The organism is Pseudalkalibacillus sp. Hm43, assembly GCF_054170705.1.
Window position 1 is genome coordinate 2,898,694 of the sequence record NZ_CM135129.1, and the last position, 22,505, is coordinate 2,921,198.

Sequence of the window (22,505 nt, forward strand, 5' to 3'; positions counted from 1 at the left end):
ATGTTGTTTAGACATAAACGTTAGTCTCCTTTCTTCCCGGCGATTTGGATACGAGGGTCAATCAATCCGTATGCGATATCGACAAGGAGAATGGATACGAGTAATAAGATACTGAAAAATACGGTTACACCCATGATGGTCGTGTAATCCCGATTCGTGATGCTTGTGACGAAGTGCATACCGAGACCTGGTACACCGAAGATTTTCTCAATGATGAAGCTTCCGGTGAGGATCGCGGAGATGAGCGGTCCCATGTAGGAAACGACCGGGAGCAACGCGTTCCGGATCGTATGACGCCAGATGATGACGTTTTTGCTGAGACCTTTCGATTTTGCCGTCCGGATGTAATCGTTACTGAGCACTTCGAGCATGCTTGAACGGGTGAGCCGGGCGATGAAAGCCATCGGTGTCGTAGCGAGTGCAAGTGCAGGTAAAACGGAATGCATGAACGAATCCCAACGTGCGACGGGGAAAAGTCCGAGCTGCATCGCTAAAAAGTATTGGAACACCGAGGCGATGATGAAGGAAGGGACCGAGATGCCGAGTACGGCAACAATCATTGCTCCGTAGTCCTGCCATTCATTATGTTTCAATGCAGCGATCGTACCGAGAAGGATTCCGACTGCAACGGCGACAAGAATCGCTTCCATTCCGAGATAAAAAGAGACCGGAAAACCGTTGTTGATCAGGTCGTTTACGGTCTGTCCTTTATAGGTGAACGATGGACCGAAATCCCATTGTGCGATGGATACGAGGTAGTCGAAATATTGTTTATACCAAGGTTGATCGAGACCGTAGAACGCATTCAAGTTCGCTTGGATGGCAGGCGGCAGTTCTTTTTCACCGGTAAACGGACCACCAGGTGCTGCCCGCATCAAGCCGAATGTCGCTGTCACGATGACGAGAAGTGAGATAATCATGAAAAAAAGGCGTTTCAAAATGTAAATGAACAACGGAACCACCTCCTTAATTTTATGGAGGTGCCAGGCACCGATTCGGAACCCTTATGGCGCAAGGGTTCCTGAACGGTGCCTGGCACTATTTACAAACCCTTGTGCAGCAAGGGGTTTAAATCAGTACCTGGTACGGCAGTATTTTTGGTTACTTCATCGAGGCCCATTTGAATTGGGCGTCTCCGAGTCCGGATAGGACGACATCTTGCAGGTTTTCATTTTGCACCCATGTGTTTGTGTAGAAGTAGATCGGTGCAATTGGCATATCATCCATGAGGATTTCTTCTGCTTGCTTCAACAATTTCAGACGAGCTTTTTCATCAGTTTCAGTTGCGGATTGCTCTAGCAATGAAGCGAACTCTTCATTGTGCCAGCGTGTATCGTTGTTTCCGCCTTTTTCTTTATAAAGCTCAAGGAAGTTGATTGGGTCGTTGTAATCTCCAAGCCATCCCATACGACCGATTTGATAATCTCCGCCGTGCAGCTTGTCAATGTACACTTTCCATTCCGCGTTACTGAGCTTCACGTCGATACCAAGGTTCTTCTTCCACATGTCCTGGATCGCTTGTGCTACTTTTGCATGCGATTCGGATGTGTTATATGAAAGCGTGATTGGCGGTAAGTCTGTCACACTGCCATAGCCTTCTTCTTTCAATCCTTTTTCAAGCAGTTTCTTCGCTTCAGACACGTTGTTGTCTTCGAAGTAGCCTTTTTCATTTTCTTCGATCATGGTAGGAGGGACAGCTGCCATTCCAGGGATTTGTCCACCTTTCGTGATGTTGTTGACGATAGCATCACGGTTGATTGAATACGCAAAGGCTTTACGGATGTTTACGTTGTTGAACGGTTTTTTCTCAGTGTTGAACTTGTACCAGTACGTTCCGGCAATCGGTTCAATGTTCAAACGGTCTTCCTTTTTCAGAGACGGAATTGCTTCAGTCGGCAACGTCCCCATCGGAGATCCAGCCCAGTCGAGCTCACCGTTATCAAACATGCTAAGCTCTGTATTCGGATCGTTGACCATGATCATCTCGATCTGTTCAAGGTTCACAACCTCGTTATCCCAGTAATCTTTGTTTTTCTCTAAAATGATCTTGTCGTTGTGCTCCCAAGTCGTCATCACAAAAGGTCCGTTAGACGTGTAGTTGTCACCAGCATCTGTGTACCAGTTTGGATTTTCCTTCGCAATCTTACTGTTGACTGGGAAGTATGTGTAGAATGCAGTCAGCTCTAAGAAATAAGGTGTCGGATTCTCAAGCGTTACCTCTAACGTCTTCTCATCTACGGCTTTTACACCGACTTCATCGACAGACGCTTTACCCATATTCGCAGACTCACCATTTTTCAAATAGTACAATTGATAAGCGTATTGCGCTTCATTCTTAGGATCGAGCGCCCATTTCCAAGCGTACTCGAAGTCCTGAGCAGTCACTTTGTCCCCGTTAGACCATGTTGCATCACGGATCGTGAATGTGTACTTCTTCAAGTCCTCAGACTTCTCAATTTCTTCAGCCATCGCGTTTTCAGGCTCGCCATCTTTACCGATACGCGTTAACCCTTCAAACGTTTGCAGCAAAACACCACCTGAAGTCGTGTCATTCGCTAGACCAGGATTCAATGAAAATGGTTCTGTGTTGATATTTACGCGGATTTTCTGTTCTCCGCCAGCTCCACCGCCATCACCGCCGCCTGGTGCACAAGCAGCAATCAGAAGCGTGAAAGCGAGTACGAAACTAAAAGCAACGAAAATATGTTTCTTGTGATTTTTTAATTGGTTCAGCACGTCATTACCTCCATATTCTCTTTCATTTCGGTTTAGTATCTCTCTCACCGGTCTGTAAATATGCATGAAAAAGTGTTTGATTTTACGGAAGCGGTACTATTTCAATTGGATAAAAACTGGAGGAAATGAAGGGTGAATTGTTGTTTCAGCAGTCTTTCTGTAGTAAGCTAAAAGGAGCAAATATAGTGTGAATTTTCAATGGATGATCATGACTCATAAAGTAAACAAGCTGTTCATATAGTATAGTGAGTAAGCGAGCGGCACGGACTTAAGGGGGACCTTACTCATGTGAGAAGGCATCGCATCTTGGAGGTGTGATGCCTTTTCCTGCAAACACGATGAGGTGATAGAGATGGATTTGAAAGGAAAAGTGGTTGCGTTGATCGCTGCCGGTTCGTTAGCAGTCGGAGCAGGTGGTACATACGCCGGCATGACACTGTTTTCGGATGACGACCGCACGCCTTCGTTACTGGAAAAGGCGAAGGAAAACGGAACGAACCTGAATGTCGGAAGTTCGGCGACCGAAGAAGAGTTTGATAAAATCGAACAAACCTATGAACTCATTCTGGACAAATATGTAGAAGACGTGGATAAGCAAAAGCTGTTGGAGGGCGCTATCCAGGGGATGGTGAACACGCTCGACGATCCGTATTCCGTCTATATGGATCAAGAGACCGCCAAGCAATTCAACGACACGCTCGAGTCTTCTTTCGAGGGGATTGGAGCGGAAGTGACAATGATGGACGGTTTCGTGACGATCGTGGCGCCGTTCGAGGATTCCCCAGCCGAACAGGCAGGCTTGAAGCCGCACGACCAGATCATCTCCATTGACGGAGAGAGTACGAAAGGTCTGGATCTTTACGAAGCAGTCTTGAAGATTCGTGGTAAAAAAGGAACGACCGTCAAGCTCGAAGTGAAACGGGCAGGCGTCACCAACCCACTGACGGTTGAAGTGAAGCGCGATGAAATTCCGATCGAAACAGTCTACTCGGAGGTCATTGAAGAAAACGGAAAGAAAGTGGGTCACTTGAAAATCACGTCATTCTCAGAAGATACGGCTGCGGACTTTGAAAAGCAGCTGAAGGCTTTAGAGAAAAAAGGAATGGATGGCCTCGTCATCGATGTGCGTGGTAACCCAGGTGGTTTCCTGAATGCCGTCCAGGATATTTCCAAGCTGTTCATCACGAATGAAGAGCCGATCGTCCAAATCGAGTCGAGAGCAGGCGACAAGCAGCGCTTCTTCTCTGAACTGAAGAGTAAGAAGGACTATCCGATCGTGGCCTTGATCGACCGTGGAAGTGCGTCGGCATCTGAAATCTTAGCGGCTGCGTTAAAAGAAGCGGGCGGATACGAGGTTGTCGGTGAGAAATCCTTCGGAAAAGGGACCGTCCAGCAAGCGGTTGAAATGGATGATGGAAGCAACATCAAGCTGACGATGTACAAATGGCTGACACCAGACGGCAACTGGATCCATAAGAAAGGCGTCAAGCCGACCGTCGAAGTTCAGCAGCCAGACTTCTATCGTGCAAATCCGATCTCTCTTGAAGATAAAGAGCTTACTTTTGATATGAACGGAGAACAGGTGAAGAACGTCCAGACGATTTTGAAAGGACTTGGTTTCAACCCGGGACGTGACGACGGATACTTTGATGAAAAGACCGAAACAGCAGTCCGCGCATTCCAAAATGCGAACGGCTTGTCGGCAACGGGTAAAGTAAATGAAGAAACAGCGTCCTTGATGGAGCAAAAACTGCTTGAAAAGATTGATAGCGGCAAAAACGACCAACAGCTGAAAACAGCAGTTGAAGTCCTTTTCAATAAGTAATAAGCAGGATGAACCATGCATCTGTCGAATATATCCGTAGAAGATGACCCTTCTACGGATTTTATTTTTGTTTCCGGAACGAATGGTTTAGGAGGAGCATTAATGAACATTGGAGATCTATTGTATCAGCTGTTCGCTTTTATAGTATTGATCGGTACAATTGCCGGTATTGTTTTCGTGGTGAAATATATGATCGTCAAACAAAAACAAATGCGTGAGCTGAATAATAAGCTTGATCGACTTTTGGAAGAAAAACAGAAAGAATAGTCTGGGGGAAGACTTATGCAAGAAATCGTTTGGGACATCTTTAAAGGAATGGGATGGTTCTTTCTCAACCCGCTTTTTTATGTAATTTTACTGTTGATCGGGTTTCATGCAGTCGTCCGGGTCAAGCGTGAACGGAGTGATTTTCACATCCGTGTATACGACGCGATGGATGACTTTGTGAAAGGGATCTTCCCGGGACTTTTAATCGGACTCATCTTTTGCTTATTGAGTGTATTTGCAGGACTGCTTTTGCCGTTCGGGGTCATTGCGGTCATGTCGGCGTTTTACATACTATTAGGACTTACTTTACGGAAAAACTTATTTCATCCGGTGTTCGCCGGGTTGCTGACCTTTTTGGCAGCAGCTTATTTACCGGAATTCACAACTGGTGTCACACTGATTGATGGCTGGCTTGCTGATTTACAAGGGGCTTCGCTCGGTATGATTGCCTTGCTAGTGGCGGCTCTCGTTGTGGCGGAAGGCATTTTATTGATGTCCGTAGGTGCACAAAACACTTCACCGATTCTTTTGCGTGGTAAAAGAGGAAAAGGCATCGGCGCGCATGTCATCAGCCGCATCTGGCTCGTGCCGTTGTTCGTGCTCGTTCCAGGTGGCGCGATTGCGTCGAACAGCTGGTTTCCATTGCTGCAGCTTGGTGAAGCAAGCGTTGGCGTCGTGTTAGTGCCGTTTGCGATTGGCTTCCACCACGTCGTATCCCAGTCCATGCCAGAGCCTGTCGTGAAAAACATCGGGTTACGGTTCATGTGGCTCGGGGTGATTTTGCTGGTCGGAGCGATAACATTGGTCTGGTTCGAGTTGGAGCAGTTCGCTTTTGGGGTCGTTGCGCTCGCATTCGTTGGCCGAAACGCGCTGATTCTCTTTTATCGTAAGCTGGAGGTGGAGCGTGCCCCTTATTTCAGTGCCTTGAACGAAGGTCTGCGCGTGCTTGGTATCATCCCAGGTTCTCCAGCATCTAAAATGAACGTTTCAATCGGGGAGCGGATCGTGAAGGTGAATGGTCGCAAGATGGAGCGAGTGGAAGACTTCTATGGAGCGGTCCAGAGCAATGCCCAGTTTTGTAAAATGGAGGTGCTGAATGCGAATAACGATGTCCGCTTCGTGCAACGCTCTCTATATGAAAATGAGCATCACGAACTTGGATTGCTTTTCGCCCAACCTGAAAAAGCGAAACGTAGAAAAGTTGTAGGTTAATATTGAATTGTTCTAAACCGTCCAGTAGGGCGGTTTTTTTATGTTTTATTCGAACGAGTATTTCCATAAGTTCCAAAGTGTGTGAGGACAGAATAGGATTATTGTAAGTCAATCCGAACCAAGAGGTGAGAGAATGCTCGTAAGTGTGGTAATGGCGGTATATAACGGTGGGGAATATCTGAAAGATGCAGTCGATAGTATTCTGAATCAATCGTATAAAAATCTAGAATTCATCATTGTAAATGATGCCTCGACGGATCACACCAGAGACTACCTCGAATCAATAAAGGACCCACGCGTACGCGTTTTTCATCAAAAAACGAATCGAGGGACACCGGTTTGTTTAAATCTCGCAATCAGTCATGCAAACGGGGAATGGATTGCGATCCAGGACGCAGACGATATGAGTATGCCGTCGAGAATACAAGAGCAAGTCAATTATCTTAAGCGCTTCCCAGAGGTAGGGCTCCTCGGTACATTCGTCAAATGCATTTGTAATCATGGAGAATTACCAGTGATGGAATTAATAAAGATGGAGTCAGGGTTTAATGTGTATCGTGAACATCAGGAAATCATGGAGAACCGTTTTTGGGGATGTCCTTTTTGCCACGGCTCCACCATGTATTCCAAAAAGCTCTTTGACGATGTTGGAGGGTACAACGAAGATTATCGAATATGTCAGGATTACGGTTTATGGCTGCGCATGCTAGAAAAAACAAAAGCTCACAAGCTACCTCAGTACTTATATCAATATCGTGTTCATAGTGATTCTGTCAGTCATCAAGATAACCATTCGACCTATATTGAAATATGGAGACTGATCACTCATCATATTAAAAATCAACTTGTGAGTAAAGGTGTAGAAGAGCCAAGTTTTATTCTTGTTGCTTTAGAGCCGGTTAGTGATCTGTTTATGGAACATGTGTCAGTAATGAATGATTTAAATGTGATACAGGTTGTCAGTAATCCTGAACAACTCGATGTTAATAAAGGTCAGGCTGATGCAGTTGTATTTTTAGATACGAACAACTTCAAGGAATTGTATCAGAGGTTGTTAACAATGGGGTGGACACTTAACGATAATCTGTTCAAAATTTGGACGCAGCTATGACTCAGCCTTACAAGTAACCAGCCCATATTTTAAAAAGGGAAGCATTCCATACCATTCCTTTGTTTTGAAGCTCTTGAAAGAGGGCCAGATATTGAATGCCTTCTAGTAAAATGACTGCATCCGTTTTTCCACTTAGAAAAGAATTATGGATCATTTGTGCCTCGTCTGGTTGAGGCGAGTGGATATACCTATTTACATTCAAATCACATTTTTCCGCCAGTCGTTCAAATTCCTTACAAGCTTGAGAATTACCCAACACAGAAATGAAGGGACGATGTCCGACCTCCTTTGAAACGATATTATGAATGTATTTCGTAGCTACGACCCAGTCCTCATTGATCTGTCCGTCATTCCCATTACTTAAGGATTCGGCATGGATTCGATAATGATAAAGATGTTTCGGAAGTTTATGAATTTCCCCAAATTCAAACATCCTCATCCAAAGATCGTAGTCATAACATACTCTGAATGTAGGATCATACTTACCCGCCTTGTAAAAGGCAGTTCTCGAAAACAGCATAGAACCGTGACATAATGGATTGATATAAAAGCGATACCTTTTCATCTGCTCTTCATCCATCAAGAAGTTGCTGTGCTCTTCCCTTTTCAAGCGTTTCTCTTCTACAGGTATTTTTCCGCTGATGCATTTTTTCAACGTACCGACCGCTACAAGGTCCGGATGCTCTTGAACATACTGGACCTGCTCTTCTAGTCTTGTAGGATGACTTAAGTCGTCCGCATCTTGTATCGCAATCCAATCTCCACTCGCTACCTGTATACCATGGTTCAGAGCATTGGCTGCCCCGCCATTACAATCTAAATGGATGACCTCAACCTTTTGATTTCGAACCTGATCCAGGATTTGTTTCGTGCGATCGGTCGAGCCATCATTCACAATGATGAATTCAAAATGCTGATAAGTTTGCTGCAATATGCTTTCAATGGCCTCTTGTAAATAGAGCTCACTATTGTAGACCGCCATCACTACCGATACCCGCATAGTATCACCGCACCTCTTTTTTCCACAGTGTATGATGACGAGATCTTATAAATGAAAAATCTATCAACTTATCAAATCTATTAATATATCTACCAGTTTGTCCATTCATACTGGAGAATACTTACATATAGTGGAGGTGTGGAGGTGATTTCATGCCAAGAAAATTACTAGATTACTTTGTAAGTGCTCCGGTTAACAGCAGCGGCTCATTGGATCGTGTCATACCTGTATCTCCATCTAATATCAAACTTGCGGAATTTGGTCTTAACGTGACACAATCGCCGAATATCGTAGACTTGAAGGCTACGATTGGATGGGAAGCAGTTGCAGGCCGTCCTACCGTCCTATTCAAGATCTTCCGCGGAACGCAAGTTATTTTTACAACGATAGATGAATTGGATATTACGCTCATCCAGAATAAAACTGTGACATTCACAGCTGTCGACTTCAACGCTCCAGTCGGTTTCAATAAATACTCGCTGACGGTTGAATTGACAAACCCAGAGGGATTGATCAACCAGGCATCTGTCGTTGGACCGATTACTTTTTCCGGTGCCGCTTACGGCAACGCATAACACTATAAAACACCAGCTCATCAAGGCGGGGATGACCGCCTCGTGAGCTTATTATTGAATTGCTTCCTCGATAAGAAGTATAATGACCGTACATACATAGTTTGGTAAGTGGTTGGGAGGCGTGCTTTGTCATGCTAGAAATAATCGGGGCTTTCATTTTGCCCATCCTGTTGATCCCTTTTCTTGCAAGGGTGACCTATAATCGGCTCGTTGCAATCGGGCTTGTGATCATCGTCATGGTCGTGATCTTCAATAAGTTTGAAAGCTTCTGGACAGTCGTGACCGCAGTAGCGGGGATTCTCATCGGTAGTTATTTTTCACTACGCATCGGTAAAAAAGTAAACAAAAAATGGAGCTAGCGTCTATTTCTTTCAGAGATAGACGCTTTCTTTTTACGTTTAGAAAAGATAACTTTTTAGCAAGAAGATAATAGACGCAGATAAAAAGTTTACGTACAAAGTATAAGTTCAACTAAGGCTCATCATGAGCCAGCTTTTGCTTCACTGAGTTTCCTTTATACGATAAAAAGATTAACTAATCAGATTTTTTAGAAAAATCTGATATAAATTTCATAATGTGAAATAATCCGATTGTTCGATTTTGTCGTTCCTTATATAGTTGTATCAGATTTTACTTATTGGAGGTGACTGGATGGACGTACGCGAGTTGCGTAATTGTTTCGGTAGGTTTGCAACAGGGGTGACCGTCGTGACTTGGGCGGGTGAGGATAAGGTTAAACAAGGGATTACAGTCAATTCCTTTACTTCCGTTTCCTTGGATCCACCGCTCGTACTCGTTTCAATCGACAAAAAAGCGAAGGCTTGTGACAGATTAAAGGAACAGTCATTCATTGTCAATATTCTGGCTTCCGGTCAAGAAGCGATTGCCTGGCAATTTGCAGGTAAAGAGCAACAAGGGTTGGAGATTGAATGGGAAGAGTCGATTCTTGGACCTAAAATCAAAGACTGTCTAGCCACCATTGAGTGTTCCCCATGGGAAGCGTATGAAGGGGGAGACCATATCCTCTATGTAGGAAAAGTTCAAGACTTCAGCTACACAGATGGGGACGGACTCGTTTTTTATCAAGGCAGATTCTCTCAGACGAAAGAGATTGAAAACTATATGAAAAAGTAAATTTCAAAAGGAGGAGAATGGATGGGGATAAGAACAGGTGAACAGTACATTAAAGGGTTGAAAGCGAGAAAGCCTGAAGTTTGGTTAGGCGGTCGAAAAATCGAGGATGTATACTCTGAGCCAATTTTCCGGCAACCGATCCATGAAATTGCAAAACTGTACGATATGCAGCACGATCCAAAGTATCAGGACCGCATTACACATGTCTGTGAAGAGACAGGGGAGCGGGTAAATAACTCCTTCCTCGTTCCAAAAACATTCGAAGATCTGAAAAAAAGAAGTGACTTGTTTGAAGTTTGGTCAAGAGCAACATTCGGTACGATGGGACGTACGCCGGATTTCTTGAATGTGACGGTAACTTCCATGGCTAGCAATACGTGGTTTTTGGAGCAGTATGACCCGCAGTGGGGAGAAAACATGGTCAACTATTTCAAACATGTGCGTGATAATGACGTTTTCTTGACCCATGCCATCATTAATCCACAGAACGATCGGAGTAAGGCATCCCACGAACAGGAGAATGAATTTACCCACCTTGGTGTGGTTGCTGAGAAAGAGGATGGCTTAGTCGTTAGTGGAGCAAAAATGCTTGCTACATTAGCACCTGTGACAGACGAAGTCATCATCTACTCATTCCCAGGATTCCAGCCGGGTGATGAAAAGCATGCAGTAGCTTTCGCTTTGCCGATTGATACACCAGGTCTTAAAATCATTTGCCGCGAGCCGACGCAAGATGGTAAGCGTTCATTATTCGATCATCCTCTCGCTTCCCGTTTTGAAGAAATGGATGCACTTCTCGTGTTTGAAAATGTATTCGTTCCATGGAATCGAGTGTTCATCAATCAAAATGTCGAAGCTGCGAATCTGTTATATCCGAAGACCGGAATCGGAATTCAGCCAGCACATCAATCCGGTGTTCGAGGTTGGGTGAAGCTCTCATTTGCGATGGAAGTAGCTTGTAAGATTGCAGATTCAATCGGGGTGGATGTATATCCGAATGTAAAAACCCAATTAGGTGAATTGATTCAGTCGGTGGAAGTGATCCGCTCCTTGTTAAGAGTGTCCGAGTATGAATATGAAACCACGCCTCAGGGTGAATTACGTCCAGCTGCAGCTCCACTGGAAACGATCCGTGGGATGCTGCCTAAGCTCTATCCGCGTGCGATTGAAATCATTCAGACCATTGGAGCAGGTGGACTGTTGATGTCACCGATGGGTGCAGACTTTGAACATGAAGAACTGAAGCCAATCGTAGACAAATATTATGTAGGCCGTGAAGGGGTTTCCTCTGAAGAACGCGTTCAATTGTTCAAGCTTGCCTGGGATTTATCCGGTGAAGCATTCGGTCAAAGACTTCTCCAATATGAACGGTATTATTCTGGTGACCCACTTAGAAGATTATGCTGGTTCTATGACGGTTTCAAACGAAAATACGACTTCCCAATGGTAAAAGATGCATTAGAAACAGCATCTGCCACACAAAAACAGTTGATTAAAAATTAAAAGTTTAAAAGGAAAAACTCTCCACTTATCTAATAATCTACCGTAGCGGATTTTTAAATATGTTTACAAGGAGAGTAAATATATGATTTCGTCTATCAATAAAATTACGAAAATTTTGAATTGTTTTACGAATGAGGAGCCCGCTCTTGGGAATCTGGAAATCGCTCAAAAGCTGGATATGAATCCAAGTACGACACACCATCTCGTAAGAACACTGTGTCAGGAAGGCATCCTCATTCAAGATAGTCGTAAAAAATATCGCCTCGGTTGGAAGTTATTAGAGTGGAGCAATCATGTCATGTATCAGCAAGATATTTATAGCGAAGCGATTCCGATTGTAGAAAATCTCATTCGGAAATACTGCGGCACGGTGCATATCGGGATGTTCGACGCTGGCGAAGTTCGGTTTGTACTGAAAGTAGCTTCTAAAGATTCGATGCCTCTCCCTACATATGTTGGTGCGAAAAAACCAGCTTATTGTACAAGTACAGGGAAAGTGTTGTTAGCATTCAATCCTTCTTTCGTACAACCTACATTGTCTATGGGGCTGTTGCAACGGGCACCGAATACAATCACGTGTGTCGACAAGTTGATGGATGAGTTGAAGCAGATCCGGAAACAGGGATATTCGATTTCTAATAATGAGAATGAACACGGGATGTATGCAGTAGCTGCTCCTATTCAGTCCTATACGGGACAGACCGTAGCTGCGCTCAATATGGTTGGACCGATTGCTTACATGCAAGGAAGGGAAAGCCGGACAATCATTCAGAGTGTCGTGAAGACAGCTCAGTCCATTTCAAATGAATTGGGTTATATCAGCGTTTTATGACAGCGCTTACAAAAAATCGAGGAGGAATATCATGTCTGTTAAAGCAAATAAAACAAATTTGAATAGTAGAGTCGGTAATTTGATGAAAATCATTGAGGATAATAAAGATCTTTTAAAACCACCGGTGAATAACAAAGTCCTTTGGGAGGACTCTGAGTTCATTGCCATGCTCATAGGTGGACCGAATAAAAGACGAGACTTCCACGTCGATCCTTCTGATGAATTCTTCTATCAGGTAAAAGGCAATTGCTATGTGGAATGCATCAATGACCAGGGTGAAAGAGAAGTTGTCACTGTGGGTGAGGGAGATATCTTCATGCTTCCTGCACATGTTCCTCATTCTCCCCATCGGACAGCGGACTCTTACGGAATTGTATTAGAACGGAAACGCGGCGAAGGGGAGCTCGAAGATTTCGTTTGGTATTGCGATAACTGTGACCATGAAATGCATCGGGTCACTGTTCAGTTGACGAATATCGAGACACAGGTCAAAGGAGCGATCGAACAATTCAACAGTAGTGAAGAGCTCAGAAAGTGTGACAATTGCGGTCATATGATGCCTGAAGAAGCAGATGAGTGGAAATGAGAATAGATTTTCATACGCATGTCATTCCACATGACCTACCTGATTTCATGGAAAAGTACGGACAGGAACGTTGGCCGGTCTTGAAACAGACATGTGCATGCGGTGCCAATATCATGGTCGGTGGAAAAGTGTTCAGAGAGGTCACGGATCAAGTTTGGAGCCCAGAAAAGCGAATTCAAGATATGGATCGTGAAGGTGTAGATATCCAAGTTCTCTCACCTATTCCGGTAACATTCTCTTACTGGGCACCAACGGATGCAGCACTTGAAATGGCTCGGATTCAGAACGATTTTATTTCTGAAACGGTAAAACAAAGACCAGACCGATTTCTCGGGCTCGGGACTGTTCCAATGCAAGACAGTGCAGCTGCAATTCAAGAAATGGAACGCTGTATAAATGATCTTCATTTGTATGGCATTGAAATCGGAACGAATGTGAACGGAGAAAACTTAGATGCTCCGGAGTTTCAGGAATTTTTCCGTATGGCAGAGGAATGGAATGTTCCGTTGTTCATCCATCCATGGGAAACGCTCGCCAAAGACAGAACGCCAAGGCATAACTTCATGTATACCGTTGGCATGCCGAGTGAGACCGCTTTGGCAGCAGCAAGTCTCATTTGGAGCGGCGTGATTGAGAAATTCCCTAATCTGAAGATCTGTTTTGCGCATGGAGGAGGATCGTTTCCTTATATCCTACCGAGGTTGGATCAAGGGTGGAAAGTATGGCCACACTTACGGCTTACAACTCATCCACCGAGCCATTATGTGAAAAACTTCTATTTTGATTCTCTGAACTACGATCCGTTGAACATCCAATATTTAATAGATCGTTTCGGATATGAGCGGGTCATGATGGGTTCTGATTATCCGTTCTTGTTGAGGGAGATCCCTCCAGGCAATGTGATTGATGAAATGACGAGTCTATCGGATGAACAGAGGAATGCCATTTTAGGCGGAAACGCTTTGAAATTCTTAAATGTAAACGAAAAGAGGCGGACAAATGGAACAGAAAGTACTGACACCGGAAGAGAAGCTGCAAAGTCTGGGACTTCAACTTAAAGCGGTCCGACCTTCTGCAGGAAATTATGTCAGTCACGTCCGGGTCGGTCAACTGATTTTCACTTCTGGTCAAGGTGTGGATGAGTATCATGGCAAGCTCGGGAAAGACCTTACCTTGGAGGAAGGTTATTACGCTGCTAGACAATCCATGCTCAATTTGCTCAGCGTCCTTAAATATGAACTGGGTGATTTGAGTAAAGTGAAAAGGGTCGTGAAGTTGCTGGGATTTGTGAATAGTACAGAAGATTTTACGGACCAGCCAAAAGTGATGAATGGAGCTTCCGACCTGCTTGTTGAGGTGTTCGGAGAACGCGGGAAGCATGCCAGGTCTGCGTTAGGGATGGCGCAACTTCCGAATAATACAAGTATTGAAATCGAGATGATCGTTGAAGTTGAGGACTAAATGGTGGCCATCGTGTCACCATTTGTTTTTCAGAAGAGAAGGAGGGTTCAATCCAAATGCAAGTGAAAGAGAAAATCCTAAAGGAAGTAAAGCCGATCAATTGCAGGCATTTCATAGACGGCAGTTATGTTGATTCTATTAATATGAAAACCTTCGATAATATCAACCCGGCAACTGAGGAAGTGATGGGGAAGGTAGCAGAAGGCGGGAAAGAAGAAGTTGACCTAGCTGTAGCTGCAGCGAAAAGAGCTTTGAAAGGTCCGTGGAAGGACTTCACTACGCAAGAGCGTTCAGCGGTTTTACGTCGAATCGGCGATCTGATTTTAGAAAGATTAGAAGAATTGGCTGCCTTAGAAGCGATGGATACTGGAAAACCTTATCAAATGGCGCTTGAGGTCGATATCCCGAGGGCAGCGTACAATTTTCATTTCTTCGCAGACTATCTGACTTCAATGGGAACCGAAGCTTACCAGCAGGATCAGACGGCACTCCATTATTCCATCCGTAGACCCGTCGGGGTTGTCGGGATGATCAACCCGTGGAATCTCCCGATGCTGTTGTTGACTTGGAAGCTCGCTCCTTGTTTAGCGGCTGGAAATACAGCTGTGATGAAGCCGGCAGAATGGACGCCGATGACAGCGACTGTGCTTGCAGAAATTTGTAAGGAAGCAGGTGTACCCGACGGCGTCATTAATCTCGTCCATGGCTTCGGGCCAGATTCAGCTGGTGCAGCAATTACGGAACACCCTGATGTAGATGCGGTCACTTTTACAGGCGAAACGAAAACAGGGACTGCGATCATGAAGGCAGCTGCGTCTACACTGAAAAAATTATCTTATGAACTGGGTGGAAAGAATCCGAATATCATTTTTGCTGACTCAGATTTGGATGAGGTCATCGACACGACATTGAAGTCGAGTTTCATGAATCAAGGGGAAGTATGCTTATGCGGTTCGAGAATTTATGTGCAGCGTCCGGTTTATGAGGCGTTTTTGGAAAAGTTTGTGGCTCGAACGAAGGAACTTCTCGTCGGGGATCCGTTCGTTGAAGGGACCAAAGTTGGTGCAGTCATCAGCAAAGAACACTACGAGCGGGTCAACGGTTATATCGAGCTTGCGAAGGAAGAAGGCGGCACCGTGTTGACGGGTGGTGACCGGCCTGAAGGTCATGAGAAAGGTTTTTACATCAAACCGACCATCATTACAGGGCTGACACGGGATTCCCGTTGCGTCCGTGAAGAGATATTCGGACCAGTCGTAACCGTACTGCCGTTTGATTCGGAAGAAGAAGTGATTGAGCAAGCCAATGATACGCATTATGGTCTCGGCACGACGATCTGGACGAATGATCTACGCCGTGCCCATAGAGTCGCTCACCAGATTGAAGCAGGAATCATATGGGTGAACACCTGGTATCTGCGTGATCTCCGAACGCCATTTGGCGGCATGAAGCAAAGCGGGATCGGTAGAGAAGGTGGTATGCATAGCTTTGAATTTTATAGTGAGTTATCCAATATTACGATCAAACTCTAGTAATCAGGTTCATGAAAACCAGAAAGGAATGGATGATGACAGAACGTGTGATAGAGCTTTCAGAGCATTTAGTGACGGCAGAAAAAAACCGAAAAGGCGTTAAGCCACTAACAGAAGTATACCCTGATCTTGATATCCATGAAGCTTATCAAGTGCAGCTGATGAATGTAAGGCGGAAGACGGAGTCAGGCCAAAAGATTATCGGGAAGAAAATTGGACTCACATCAAAAGCGATGCAAGATTTGTTAGGGGTGGGAGAACCGGATTATGGGCATTTACTTGATACGATGGCCATCGAAAATGGTGGGGAGATCACATCCGAACTTGTCCTTCAACCGAAAGTGGAAGCAGAAATCGCTTTTGTTCTACGTAAAGACTTAAATGGTCCAACAGTGACAGCTGAAGATGTATATGAGGCAACCGCTTATGTGGTACCAGCTCTGGAGATCGTGGACAGTCGTGTAGCAGATTGGAAAATTAAACTGGCTGATACGATTGCTGACAATGCTTCTTCCGGATTATATGTATTGGGCGATAACAAAGTACCGGTTCGCGCGGTGGACCTACCGTCGATACAGATGATCCTGTATAAAAATGGTGAAGAGGTGAACTCAGGAACAGGGGCTGCTGCACTTGATAATCCTGCAAACTGTGTTGCTTGGCTGGCGAACAAGCTATCCGATTATGGAGTGTCACTCAAAGCGGGTGAAGTCATTCTGTCAGGAGCCCTTTCTGCGGCAGTGGATGCGAGACCAGGGGATGAATTCAAGGCAACGTTCAATGCACTAGGAGAGGTGACGGTTCGGTTCACTTGATTCGAGTTTACTAGAAAGGAAGTGATCCAGTGTCAAAAGTGAAAGTCGGAATCATCGGCTCTGGAAATATCGGAACAGACCTTATGTTGAAGCTCAGGCGTTCAAAAACGCTTGAACTGACAACGATGATCGGAATTGATGCGAATTCTGATGGATTACGCAAGGCAAGAGAACTCGGCTATGAGGTCATTGTTAACGGGATAGAAGGTTTTATGGAACAGCCCCATTTAGCAGAGATTCTGTTTGATGCTACTTCGGCAAAAGCGCACCAACACCATGCTGAATTGCTGAAATCGATCGGGAAACAGGTGCTTGATTTGACCCCTGCTGCGGTCGGACCCTTTGTCGTTCCCCCCGTCAATTTAGGGGACTATTTGGAAGAATCGAACGTGAATATGATTACTTGTGGTGGACAGGCTACCATTCCGATCGTTCATGCAGTCAATTCAGTGTGTGATGTGGAATATGCGGAAATCGTTGCAACCATTGCAAGCAAGAGTGCTGGACCAGGGACGAGAGCGAATATTGATGAGTTCACCATTACGACGGCGAGAGGCATTGAACAAATCGGGGGAGCAGATAAAGGGAAAGCGATCATCATCCTGAATCCTGCTGAACCTCCCATTATTATGCGGGACACGGTTTATTGCTTGGTCCGAGGTCAGATGGATGAAGAAAAGGTTACTTCTTCAATTCAAAAGATGGTTCGTAGGGTCCAGGAGTATGTGCCGGGTTATAGACTTCGAAGTGAACCGATGTTCGATGGAAATAAAGTGACTGTGTTTCTTGAAGTGGAAGGAGCCGGTGATTACCTTCCGGCGTATGCTGGGAATCTCGATATCATGACGGCGTCCGCTGTTAAAGTGGCTGAGGAATTAGCGAAAAACAAGATGGTCCAGAAGGCATGATTTTTACAAGAAAGGAGTTCTGATATGAAGCAGCGGGAGGTAACGATTACAGAGGTTGCACTTCGGGATGGCAGTCATGCGATCGGTCATCAATTTACCGTGGATCAGGTGAGAGAAGTTGTGCAAATGCTGGATGATGCGAATGTGCCATACATTGAAGTTTCTCATGGTGATGGAATCGGTGGATCTTCCTTGCAATATGGTTTGTCGGGTACCGATGAAATGAAGTTGATTGAAGCAGCTGTTTCAGTTAGCCGACAAGCGAAAATCGGCGTACTACTTTTACCTGGCATTGGTACAGTCCATGAATTGAAAGAAGCCGCAAACATAGGCGCGCGAATGGCTCGGATAGCCACACATGTGACAGAAGCAGACGTTTCTAAGCAGCATATCATGTTGTCAAAAGAATTAGGGATGGAGACGGTCGGATTTCTGATGATGGCGCACATGGTTCCGGTTGAAAAGCTTGTAGAGCAAGCCAAGCTGATGGAAAGCTATGGAGCGGATACGGTCTATGTCGTTGATTCTGCTGGTGCGATGCTGCCACATGAAGTGAGAGAACGGATTCGTGCCTTGAAAAATGAAGTGTCCATTCAAATCGGTTTCCACGCCCATAACAACCTATCCCTTGCAATGGCGAACTCAATTGCGGCCATTGAAGAAGGAGCGACATGGATTGATGGAAGTGTCCGTTGTTTAGGTGCAGGCGCTGGCAACACCCAGACAGAGGTGCTTGTTGCGGTCTTGGATCGATTAGGAATCCAAACCGGAATCGATTTATACAAAATGATGGATCTGGCAGAAGAGGCTGTAGCGCCGATTCTCCCTAAACCACAGGAAATTACGAAAGGCAGCCTTGTCCTTGGTTATGCTGGTGTCTACTCCAGTTTTCTCTTACATGCCAACCGTGCTGCCGATAAGTTCGGGGTTGATGCACGGGACATTCTTGTAGAACTAGGAAAGCAACGGGTAGTCGGTGGACAAGAAGATATGATTCTAGATGTAGCAAGTGATTTGGCAAATAGAAAAACACCGATTGGATAGAAAGGAGAATGGAAATTGGATTTAAAACAATTAGCGGAAAGAATCGATCAACATCAACGGACAGGCAGGGATATGGATAAAGTGACCATTGAACATCCCTCACTGAATGTGAATGATGCTTATGATATTCAGAAAATGTGTATAGACTTCGCACAAGAACGTGGAGACAAGATGGTCGGTTGGAAGATGGGTTTGACGAGCAAGGCGAAGCAAATTTCAGTTGGAGTCGATGAGCCGATCTATGGAAGATTGACGCAATCGATGGAGCTGTCAGAACCTGTTCTTCACATGGACCAACTGATCCATCCTCGTGTTGAACCTGAAATCGCCTTCGTATTGAACAAGGAATTAGGAGGGGAACATGTCACACCACGGGATGTGTGGATGGCGACCGAATGCATTTTCCCTGCTATTGAAGTCATTGATAGCCGTTACAAAAACTTTTCGTTCACACTGGTTGATGTGATTGCAGATAATGCATCCTCAACGAAATTCATCTTAGGAGACCAAGCCTTTTCTCCGTATCATACTGCATGGGATGAAATGGGTGTGGCCATGTACCGGAACGGAGAAATGCTCCATTCTGGAACAGGCGCAGCTGTACTAGGTCACCCTGTCAGGTCGGTTGCGATGCTCGCTAAGATGTTGAGTCGGACGGAGCAAACCATCAAGCCTGGTATGGTCGTTCTTGTCGGTGGTTTTACAGAGGCGATTGATGTGAACAGTGGGGACCATGTAGAAGTCCGATATGAAAAATTAGGTTCATTGAACTTAGACATCAAGTGATCGGAGGATGAATAATGCCTATCGCACAAATTCACATCCTGGAAGGTCGCAGTAAGGAACAGAAGCGGACATTGATTAAAGAAGTGACAGAAGCGATCCATAGAAGTACCGGTACCGATATTGAAAGAATCCGTGTGTTGCTATATGAAATTCCAAACGAGAATTGGGCAACGGGCGGTGTGTCGAAAGAGGAAAGCAAGATGAATCATTCATGAAATTCTCTATACTCCTAAGAAATACATAAAAAATATTGGGACATGGGTTGTTGAATCTCTAATGAAAATGGAGGGGTATGAAATGAGGAAGGTCGTTAAAAGTGTTTCATTGTTGGTTATAGCGCTTATGGTCATTCTGTCCGCGGCATGTAGTAATGATGGGGGCTCAGAACCAGCCAACGCAGACTCGGATCAAACGTATAATTTCAAACTCGCTCACATAACACCGCCAAGTCATATGTGGCACAAAGCAGCTGAAAAATTCGCAGAGGAATTGGACGAGCGCTCGGATGGTCGGATGCAAATGGAAATCTATCCGTCCAGTCAGCTAGGAACGGAAGCGGATATGGTTGAACAAATTTCTGCTGGCTCAGTGGATTTCGGATTTATCACTGCAGCGTATATGAGTTCTCGGTCTCCTTCTTTTGCAGCCTGGTTCACGCCATATGCTTTCAAAGATCTTAAGGAAGCGAATGAAGCGCGTGACAGTGAAATAGCGAAGAAAATCTTAGGTACATTAGATGAGCAAGGCATGGTAGGTCTTGATTACTTTTTCGCTGGACAACGCGTCATGCTGTCTAAAGATAAAAAGATTGAAAAGCCGGCAGACATGGATGGACTTAAGCTGCGTGTAACACCAAGTCCGCCAATGCAGGACTTCTACACTTCATTGGGTGCATCTACTGAAGGTCTTCCACTTCCAGAGGTCTATTCCGCTGTACAAACTGGCGTCATTGACGGGATGGATATGGACCTGGATGCAACCATCACGAACAAATACTTTGAAGTTGTAAAGTATGGTGCCGTGACGAACCACATGGTTTGGCCTGCGGTAGCAATCGTCAATAAGAATACGTTTGAAGGCATGCCTGAATCGGATCAGAAAATCATCCAAGAAGCGATTTCGGCAGCAGCAGAATATGCGGCTTTGACGAGAGCGGGACAAGAAGAAGAATTCAAACAAACGCTTAAAGATGAAGGAATGGAGATCTATGAAATTGATTCTTCACTCTTTGATCCATATAAAAAGCAATTTGATGAAAAGTACGGAAAGAAAGACCCTCTCATTCAAGAATTCATCGACACCTTCCGTGACTAAGCAATCCTAAAGGGGGTTATCTTATGAAAGCTTTGAGCAATGGCATATCACTGCTCGAAAAATATATATCCATTGTTCTGATGTTTTCAATGGCTGTCATTGTGACATTGGCTGTGCTGTTCAGGTATGTGTTCAATGCACCTCTATCGTGGGCGGGTGAAGTGTCTATTTTTCTATTAATTTGGGTCAGCTTTATTGGAGGGAGTCTGGGACTGAAGTATAGGTCCCAGGCTGCTGTATCCATTGTCATGGATTACTTGCCGTTAAAGGTAAAACAAGCGGTTAGCATTCTAGGACACTTGTTGATGCTCGCCTTTCTCCTATTGATTATCTACTATAGTTTCCAGTGGGTGTTATCACCAAGCGTAGCATTTCAGAGATCCACCTCTTTATTACTTCCGATGTGGATTCCGTATTTAGTCGTTCCCGTCGGGTTGACCTTTGCATCAATTCATTTAATTGCGAACTTGCTTGAGGTCGTCAGAGGGGATGTTGCGCAATGACGTTTGTCGTAATTCTGATGTTTTTCGTGTTCCTGTTTATGGGCATACCAATTTCACTCGTGTTAGGAATGACGACGATTTTGTATTTCTTTGTGATGGGGAATACGGTGTTGTTATCTTCTACCCCGATGCGTTTGTTTTCGGGGCTGGATAACTTCGGCTTACTTGCCATACCTCTCTTTATGCTTGCGGGAGAACTGATGAATGGAGGGGGCATCACTACAAGACTAGTAAAGTTCGCGAAAGTACTGTTCGGACATTTTCGAGGCGGACTAGCTTACGTAACGATTGTAGCCAACATGTTTTTGGCTTCGATTTTGGGGTCGGCGAATGCTCAAGCTGCAATGATGAGTAAGGTAATGGTTCCTGAAATGGAGAGGGAAGGGTATAAGAAGGAATTTTCTTCAGCTCTGACCTTGGCTTCATCCATCGTAGCACCGATCATTCCGCCAAGTATGATCTTCATCATCTATGGGACGTTGTCTGGTACGTCCATCGGTGGGTTGTTCATGGCCGGGATCATTCCAGGCATCATGTACGGGATCGGGTTCATTTCACTGATTGCTTTCCTAGGTTACAAATACAATTTTCCGAAGCATGAACGGTCAAAAGGCGCAGAAATCCTCAGGAGTAGTTTAAACGTCATTCCAGCTTTGCTCGTACCGTTCATCATCATTTTTGGAATATTAAGTGGAGCCTTCACTGCAACAGAATCAGCTGCGATTGCCTGTGTGGTCGCTTATCTGGTAGGGGCCTTCTTTTACAAGGAGTTGGGTGTTCGGAAATTACCACAAATTCTCGTAAATACTGTAATCAGTACGGCGACTGTCACGTTTCTGATTGCCATGGCGAACATATTCGGCTGGATGATCGCATTTGAACAGATTCCTCAAATGATATTGGATTCGATGCTGACTTTGTCGGATAGTCCGATTGTATTTTTACTGTTGGTGAATTTGTTCTTATTGTTGCTCGGAGCGGTTTTGGATGGGATCGCTGCACTCATCATCCTTGTTCCTGTCTTCATGCCTTTGTTGACAGCCTTCCAAATCGACCCGATCCACTTTGGCGTTATTATCTGTATCAACCTGACAATAGGGTTGTTGACCCCTCCTGTAGGAACAGGTCTTTTCATCGTCTCCTCTATCGCAGAGGTGAGGTTTGAACGTCTGGTCAAAGCGACCATGCCGTTTTTAATCATGGGCATTCTGATCTTATTTGTCATCACCTATTGGGAAGATGCGGTGCTTTGGATACCGAATATGTTCAACCTTTAAAAATTGCTGAAGAAGACAACGAGCTTGAATAAATCGAGCTCGTTGTTTTTTTATATGTTTTCCTATGAAAATTCCTCGTTTACT

General features: G+C 44.8%; 24 protein-coding genes. 21 read left to right on the forward strand and 3 right to left on the reverse strand.

Going from position 1 to position 22,505, the window contains the following annotated elements; translation table 11 throughout:
- Positions 1-20: 20 nt before the first annotated feature.
- A complete protein-coding gene (locus tag ACXQIQ_RS15130; protein WP_439302012.1) occupies positions 21-920 on the reverse strand; it encodes an ABC transporter permease in 900 nt (299 codons plus the stop codon).
- Positions 921-1,101: 181 nt separating this feature from the next.
- On the reverse strand, positions 1,102-2,736 hold the full coding sequence (locus tag ACXQIQ_RS15135; RefSeq protein WP_439301534.1) for a peptide ABC transporter substrate-binding protein: 1,635 nt from the start codon (positions 2,734-2,736) through the stop codon (positions 1,102-1,104).
- Positions 2,737-3,094: 358 nt separating this feature from the next.
- Between ACXQIQ_RS15135 and ACXQIQ_RS15140 the strand changes: the two genes are divergently transcribed.
- The 4 genes from ACXQIQ_RS15140 (at position 3,095) to ACXQIQ_RS15155 (ending at position 7,151) form a co-directional block, all read left to right on the forward strand.
- Entirely contained in the window at positions 3,095-4,561 is a 1,467-nt protein-coding gene (locus tag ACXQIQ_RS15140) for a S41 family peptidase (protein ID WP_439302011.1), read from the forward strand.
- Between the two features lie 102 nt (positions 4,562-4,663).
- Entirely contained in the window at positions 4,664-4,828 is a 165-nt protein-coding gene (locus ACXQIQ_RS15145; protein ID WP_439301533.1) for a DUF4083 family protein, read from the forward strand.
- A 15-nt stretch (positions 4,829-4,843) separates the two neighbouring features.
- Positions 4,844-6,040 (forward strand): hypothetical protein, encoded by a 1,197-nt coding sequence (locus ACXQIQ_RS15150; protein WP_439301532.1) that lies wholly within the window; start codon positions 4,844-4,846, stop codon positions 6,038-6,040.
- 133 nt (positions 6,041-6,173) lie between these two features.
- Positions 6,174-7,151: a glycosyltransferase gene (locus ACXQIQ_RS15155; RefSeq protein WP_439301531.1), complete on the forward strand. Its 978-nt coding sequence runs from the start codon at positions 6,174-6,176 to the stop codon at positions 7,149-7,151.
- Positions 7,152-7,158: 7 nt separating this feature from the next.
- Here ACXQIQ_RS15155 and ACXQIQ_RS15160 read toward each other — a convergent pair whose 3' ends face one another.
- Positions 7,159-8,151 carry a glycosyltransferase family 2 protein gene (locus tag ACXQIQ_RS15160; protein WP_439301530.1) on the reverse strand — a complete coding sequence of 331 codons (993 nt, stop codon included), beginning with the start codon at positions 8,149-8,151 and terminating at the stop codon, positions 7,159-7,161.
- A 152-nt stretch (positions 8,152-8,303) separates the two neighbouring features.
- Here ACXQIQ_RS15160 and ACXQIQ_RS15165 point away from each other — a divergent pair, with 152 nt between their 5' ends.
- The 17 genes from ACXQIQ_RS15165 (at position 8,304) to ACXQIQ_RS15245 (ending at position 22,421) form a co-directional block, all read left to right on the forward strand.
- Complete coding sequence (locus ACXQIQ_RS15165) at positions 8,304-8,726, forward strand: hypothetical protein (RefSeq protein ID WP_439301529.1); 423 nt, start codon at positions 8,304-8,306, stop codon at positions 8,724-8,726.
- A gap of 131 nt (positions 8,727-8,857) precedes the next feature.
- Positions 8,858-9,085, forward strand: coding sequence for a DUF2198 family protein (locus ACXQIQ_RS15170; protein ID WP_439301528.1), 228 nt, complete (start codon positions 8,858-8,860; stop codon positions 9,083-9,085).
- Between the two features lie 292 nt (positions 9,086-9,377).
- Complete coding sequence (locus tag ACXQIQ_RS15175; RefSeq protein WP_439301527.1) at positions 9,378-9,860, forward strand: flavin reductase family protein; 483 nt, start codon at positions 9,378-9,380, stop codon at positions 9,858-9,860.
- Positions 9,861-9,881: 21 nt separating this feature from the next.
- Positions 9,882-11,363, forward strand: a complete 1,482-nt coding sequence (locus ACXQIQ_RS15180; protein WP_439301526.1) for a 4-hydroxyphenylacetate 3-hydroxylase family protein — start codon at positions 9,882-9,884, stop codon at positions 11,361-11,363.
- Between the two features lie 82 nt (positions 11,364-11,445).
- Positions 11,446-12,195, forward strand: a complete 750-nt coding sequence (locus tag ACXQIQ_RS15185) for an IclR family transcriptional regulator (RefSeq protein WP_226547256.1) — start codon at positions 11,446-11,448, stop codon at positions 12,193-12,195.
- 31 nt (positions 12,196-12,226) lie between these two features.
- Positions 12,227-12,781: a 3-hydroxyanthranilate 3,4-dioxygenase gene (locus tag ACXQIQ_RS15190; RefSeq protein WP_439301525.1), complete on the forward strand. Its 555-nt coding sequence runs from the start codon at positions 12,227-12,229 to the stop codon at positions 12,779-12,781.
- Positions 12,778-13,839, forward strand: coding sequence for an amidohydrolase family protein (locus ACXQIQ_RS15195; RefSeq protein ID WP_439301524.1), 1,062 nt, complete (start codon positions 12,778-12,780; stop codon positions 13,837-13,839). The genes ACXQIQ_RS15190 and ACXQIQ_RS15195 overlap by 4 nt, the downstream gene beginning before the upstream one ends.
- Positions 13,781-14,242 (forward strand): RidA family protein, encoded by a 462-nt coding sequence (locus tag ACXQIQ_RS15200; protein WP_439301523.1) that lies wholly within the window; start codon positions 13,781-13,783, stop codon positions 14,240-14,242. The genes ACXQIQ_RS15195 and ACXQIQ_RS15200 overlap by 59 nt, the downstream gene beginning before the upstream one ends.
- A 56-nt stretch (positions 14,243-14,298) precedes the next feature.
- A complete protein-coding gene (locus ACXQIQ_RS15205; RefSeq protein WP_439301522.1) occupies positions 14,299-15,774 on the forward strand; it encodes an aldehyde dehydrogenase in 1,476 nt (491 codons plus the stop codon).
- Between the two features lie 11 nt (positions 15,775-15,785).
- Positions 15,786-16,589 carry a 2-keto-4-pentenoate hydratase gene (locus ACXQIQ_RS15210; RefSeq protein ID WP_458025637.1) on the forward strand — a complete coding sequence of 268 codons (804 nt, stop codon included), beginning with the start codon at positions 15,786-15,788 and terminating at the stop codon, positions 16,587-16,589.
- Positions 16,590-16,618: 29 nt separating this feature from the next.
- Positions 16,619-17,497: an acetaldehyde dehydrogenase (acetylating) gene (locus ACXQIQ_RS15215; protein ID WP_439301521.1), complete on the forward strand. Its 879-nt coding sequence runs from the start codon at positions 16,619-16,621 to the stop codon at positions 17,495-17,497.
- Between the two features lie 24 nt (positions 17,498-17,521).
- Positions 17,522-18,541 carry a 4-hydroxy-2-oxovalerate aldolase gene (gene dmpG, locus ACXQIQ_RS15220; protein ID WP_439301520.1) on the forward strand — a complete coding sequence of 340 codons (1,020 nt, stop codon included), beginning with the start codon at positions 17,522-17,524 and terminating at the stop codon, positions 18,539-18,541.
- 15 nt (positions 18,542-18,556) lie between these two features.
- Positions 18,557-19,327: a 2-keto-4-pentenoate hydratase gene (locus ACXQIQ_RS15225; RefSeq protein ID WP_439301519.1), complete on the forward strand. Its 771-nt coding sequence runs from the start codon at positions 18,557-18,559 to the stop codon at positions 19,325-19,327.
- A 14-nt stretch (positions 19,328-19,341) separates the two neighbouring features.
- Positions 19,342-19,542, forward strand: coding sequence for a 2-hydroxymuconate tautomerase (locus ACXQIQ_RS15230; RefSeq protein ID WP_439301518.1), 201 nt, complete (start codon positions 19,342-19,344; stop codon positions 19,540-19,542).
- 82 nt (positions 19,543-19,624) lie between these two features.
- Entirely contained in the window at positions 19,625-20,641 is a 1,017-nt protein-coding gene (locus ACXQIQ_RS15235) for a TRAP transporter substrate-binding protein (protein WP_439301517.1), read from the forward strand.
- Positions 20,642-20,664: 23 nt separating this feature from the next.
- Positions 20,665-21,144 carry a TRAP transporter small permease gene (locus ACXQIQ_RS15240; RefSeq protein WP_439301516.1) on the forward strand — a complete coding sequence of 160 codons (480 nt, stop codon included), beginning with the start codon at positions 20,665-20,667 and terminating at the stop codon, positions 21,142-21,144.
- On the forward strand, positions 21,141-22,421 hold the full coding sequence (locus ACXQIQ_RS15245) for a TRAP transporter large permease (RefSeq protein WP_439301515.1): 1,281 nt from the start codon (positions 21,141-21,143) through the stop codon (positions 22,419-22,421). The genes ACXQIQ_RS15240 and ACXQIQ_RS15245 overlap by 4 nt, the downstream gene beginning before the upstream one ends.
- Positions 22,422-22,505: the final 84 nt, after the last annotated feature.

What these genes read in the sequence shown, in the direction of transcription:
- ACXQIQ_RS15130 (WP_439302012.1), bottom strand. Translation starts at nt 920, where the DNA reads ATGATTATCTCACTTCTCGTCATCGTGACAGCGACATTCGGCTTGATG.
- ACXQIQ_RS15145 (WP_439301533.1), top strand. Translation starts at nt 4,664, where the DNA reads ATGAACATTGGAGATCTATTGTATCAGCTGTTCGCTTTTATAGTATTG.
- ACXQIQ_RS15150 (WP_439301532.1), top strand. Translation starts at nt 4,844, where the DNA reads ATGCAAGAAATCGTTTGGGACATCTTTAAAGGAATGGGATGGTTCTTT.
- ACXQIQ_RS15155 (WP_439301531.1), top strand. Translation starts at nt 6,174, where the DNA reads ATGCTCGTAAGTGTGGTAATGGCGGTATATAACGGTGGGGAATATCTG.
- ACXQIQ_RS15160 (WP_439301530.1), bottom strand. Translation starts at nt 8,151, where the DNA reads ATGCGGGTATCGGTAGTGATGGCGGTCTACAATAGTGAGCTCTATTTA.
- ACXQIQ_RS15165 (WP_439301529.1), top strand. Translation starts at nt 8,304, where the DNA reads ATGCCAAGAAAATTACTAGATTACTTTGTAAGTGCTCCGGTTAACAGC.
- ACXQIQ_RS15170 (WP_439301528.1), top strand. Translation starts at nt 8,858, where the DNA reads ATGCTAGAAATAATCGGGGCTTTCATTTTGCCCATCCTGTTGATCCCT.
- ACXQIQ_RS15175 (WP_439301527.1), top strand. Translation starts at nt 9,378, where the DNA reads ATGGACGTACGCGAGTTGCGTAATTGTTTCGGTAGGTTTGCAACAGGG.
- ACXQIQ_RS15180 (WP_439301526.1), top strand. Translation starts at nt 9,882, where the DNA reads ATGGGGATAAGAACAGGTGAACAGTACATTAAAGGGTTGAAAGCGAGA.
- ACXQIQ_RS15185 (WP_226547256.1), top strand. Translation starts at nt 11,446, where the DNA reads ATGATTTCGTCTATCAATAAAATTACGAAAATTTTGAATTGTTTTACG.
- ACXQIQ_RS15190 (WP_439301525.1), top strand. Translation starts at nt 12,227, where the DNA reads ATGTCTGTTAAAGCAAATAAAACAAATTTGAATAGTAGAGTCGGTAAT.
- ACXQIQ_RS15195 (WP_439301524.1), top strand. Translation starts at nt 12,778, where the DNA reads ATGAGAATAGATTTTCATACGCATGTCATTCCACATGACCTACCTGAT.
- ACXQIQ_RS15200 (WP_439301523.1), top strand. Translation starts at nt 13,781, where the DNA reads ATGGAACAGAAAGTACTGACACCGGAAGAGAAGCTGCAAAGTCTGGGA.
- ACXQIQ_RS15205 (WP_439301522.1), top strand. Translation starts at nt 14,299, where the DNA reads ATGCAAGTGAAAGAGAAAATCCTAAAGGAAGTAAAGCCGATCAATTGC.
- ACXQIQ_RS15210 (WP_458025637.1), top strand. Translation starts at nt 15,786, where the DNA reads ATGAAAACCAGAAAGGAATGGATGATGACAGAACGTGTGATAGAGCTT.
- dmpG (WP_439301520.1), top strand. Translation starts at nt 17,522, where the DNA reads ATGAAGCAGCGGGAGGTAACGATTACAGAGGTTGCACTTCGGGATGGC.
- ACXQIQ_RS15230 (WP_439301518.1), top strand. Translation starts at nt 19,342, where the DNA reads ATGCCTATCGCACAAATTCACATCCTGGAAGGTCGCAGTAAGGAACAG.
- ACXQIQ_RS15235 (WP_439301517.1), top strand. Translation starts at nt 19,625, where the DNA reads ATGAGGAAGGTCGTTAAAAGTGTTTCATTGTTGGTTATAGCGCTTATG.
- ACXQIQ_RS15240 (WP_439301516.1), top strand. Translation starts at nt 20,665, where the DNA reads ATGAAAGCTTTGAGCAATGGCATATCACTGCTCGAAAAATATATATCC.
- ACXQIQ_RS15245 (WP_439301515.1), top strand. Translation starts at nt 21,141, where the DNA reads ATGACGTTTGTCGTAATTCTGATGTTTTTCGTGTTCCTGTTTATGGGC.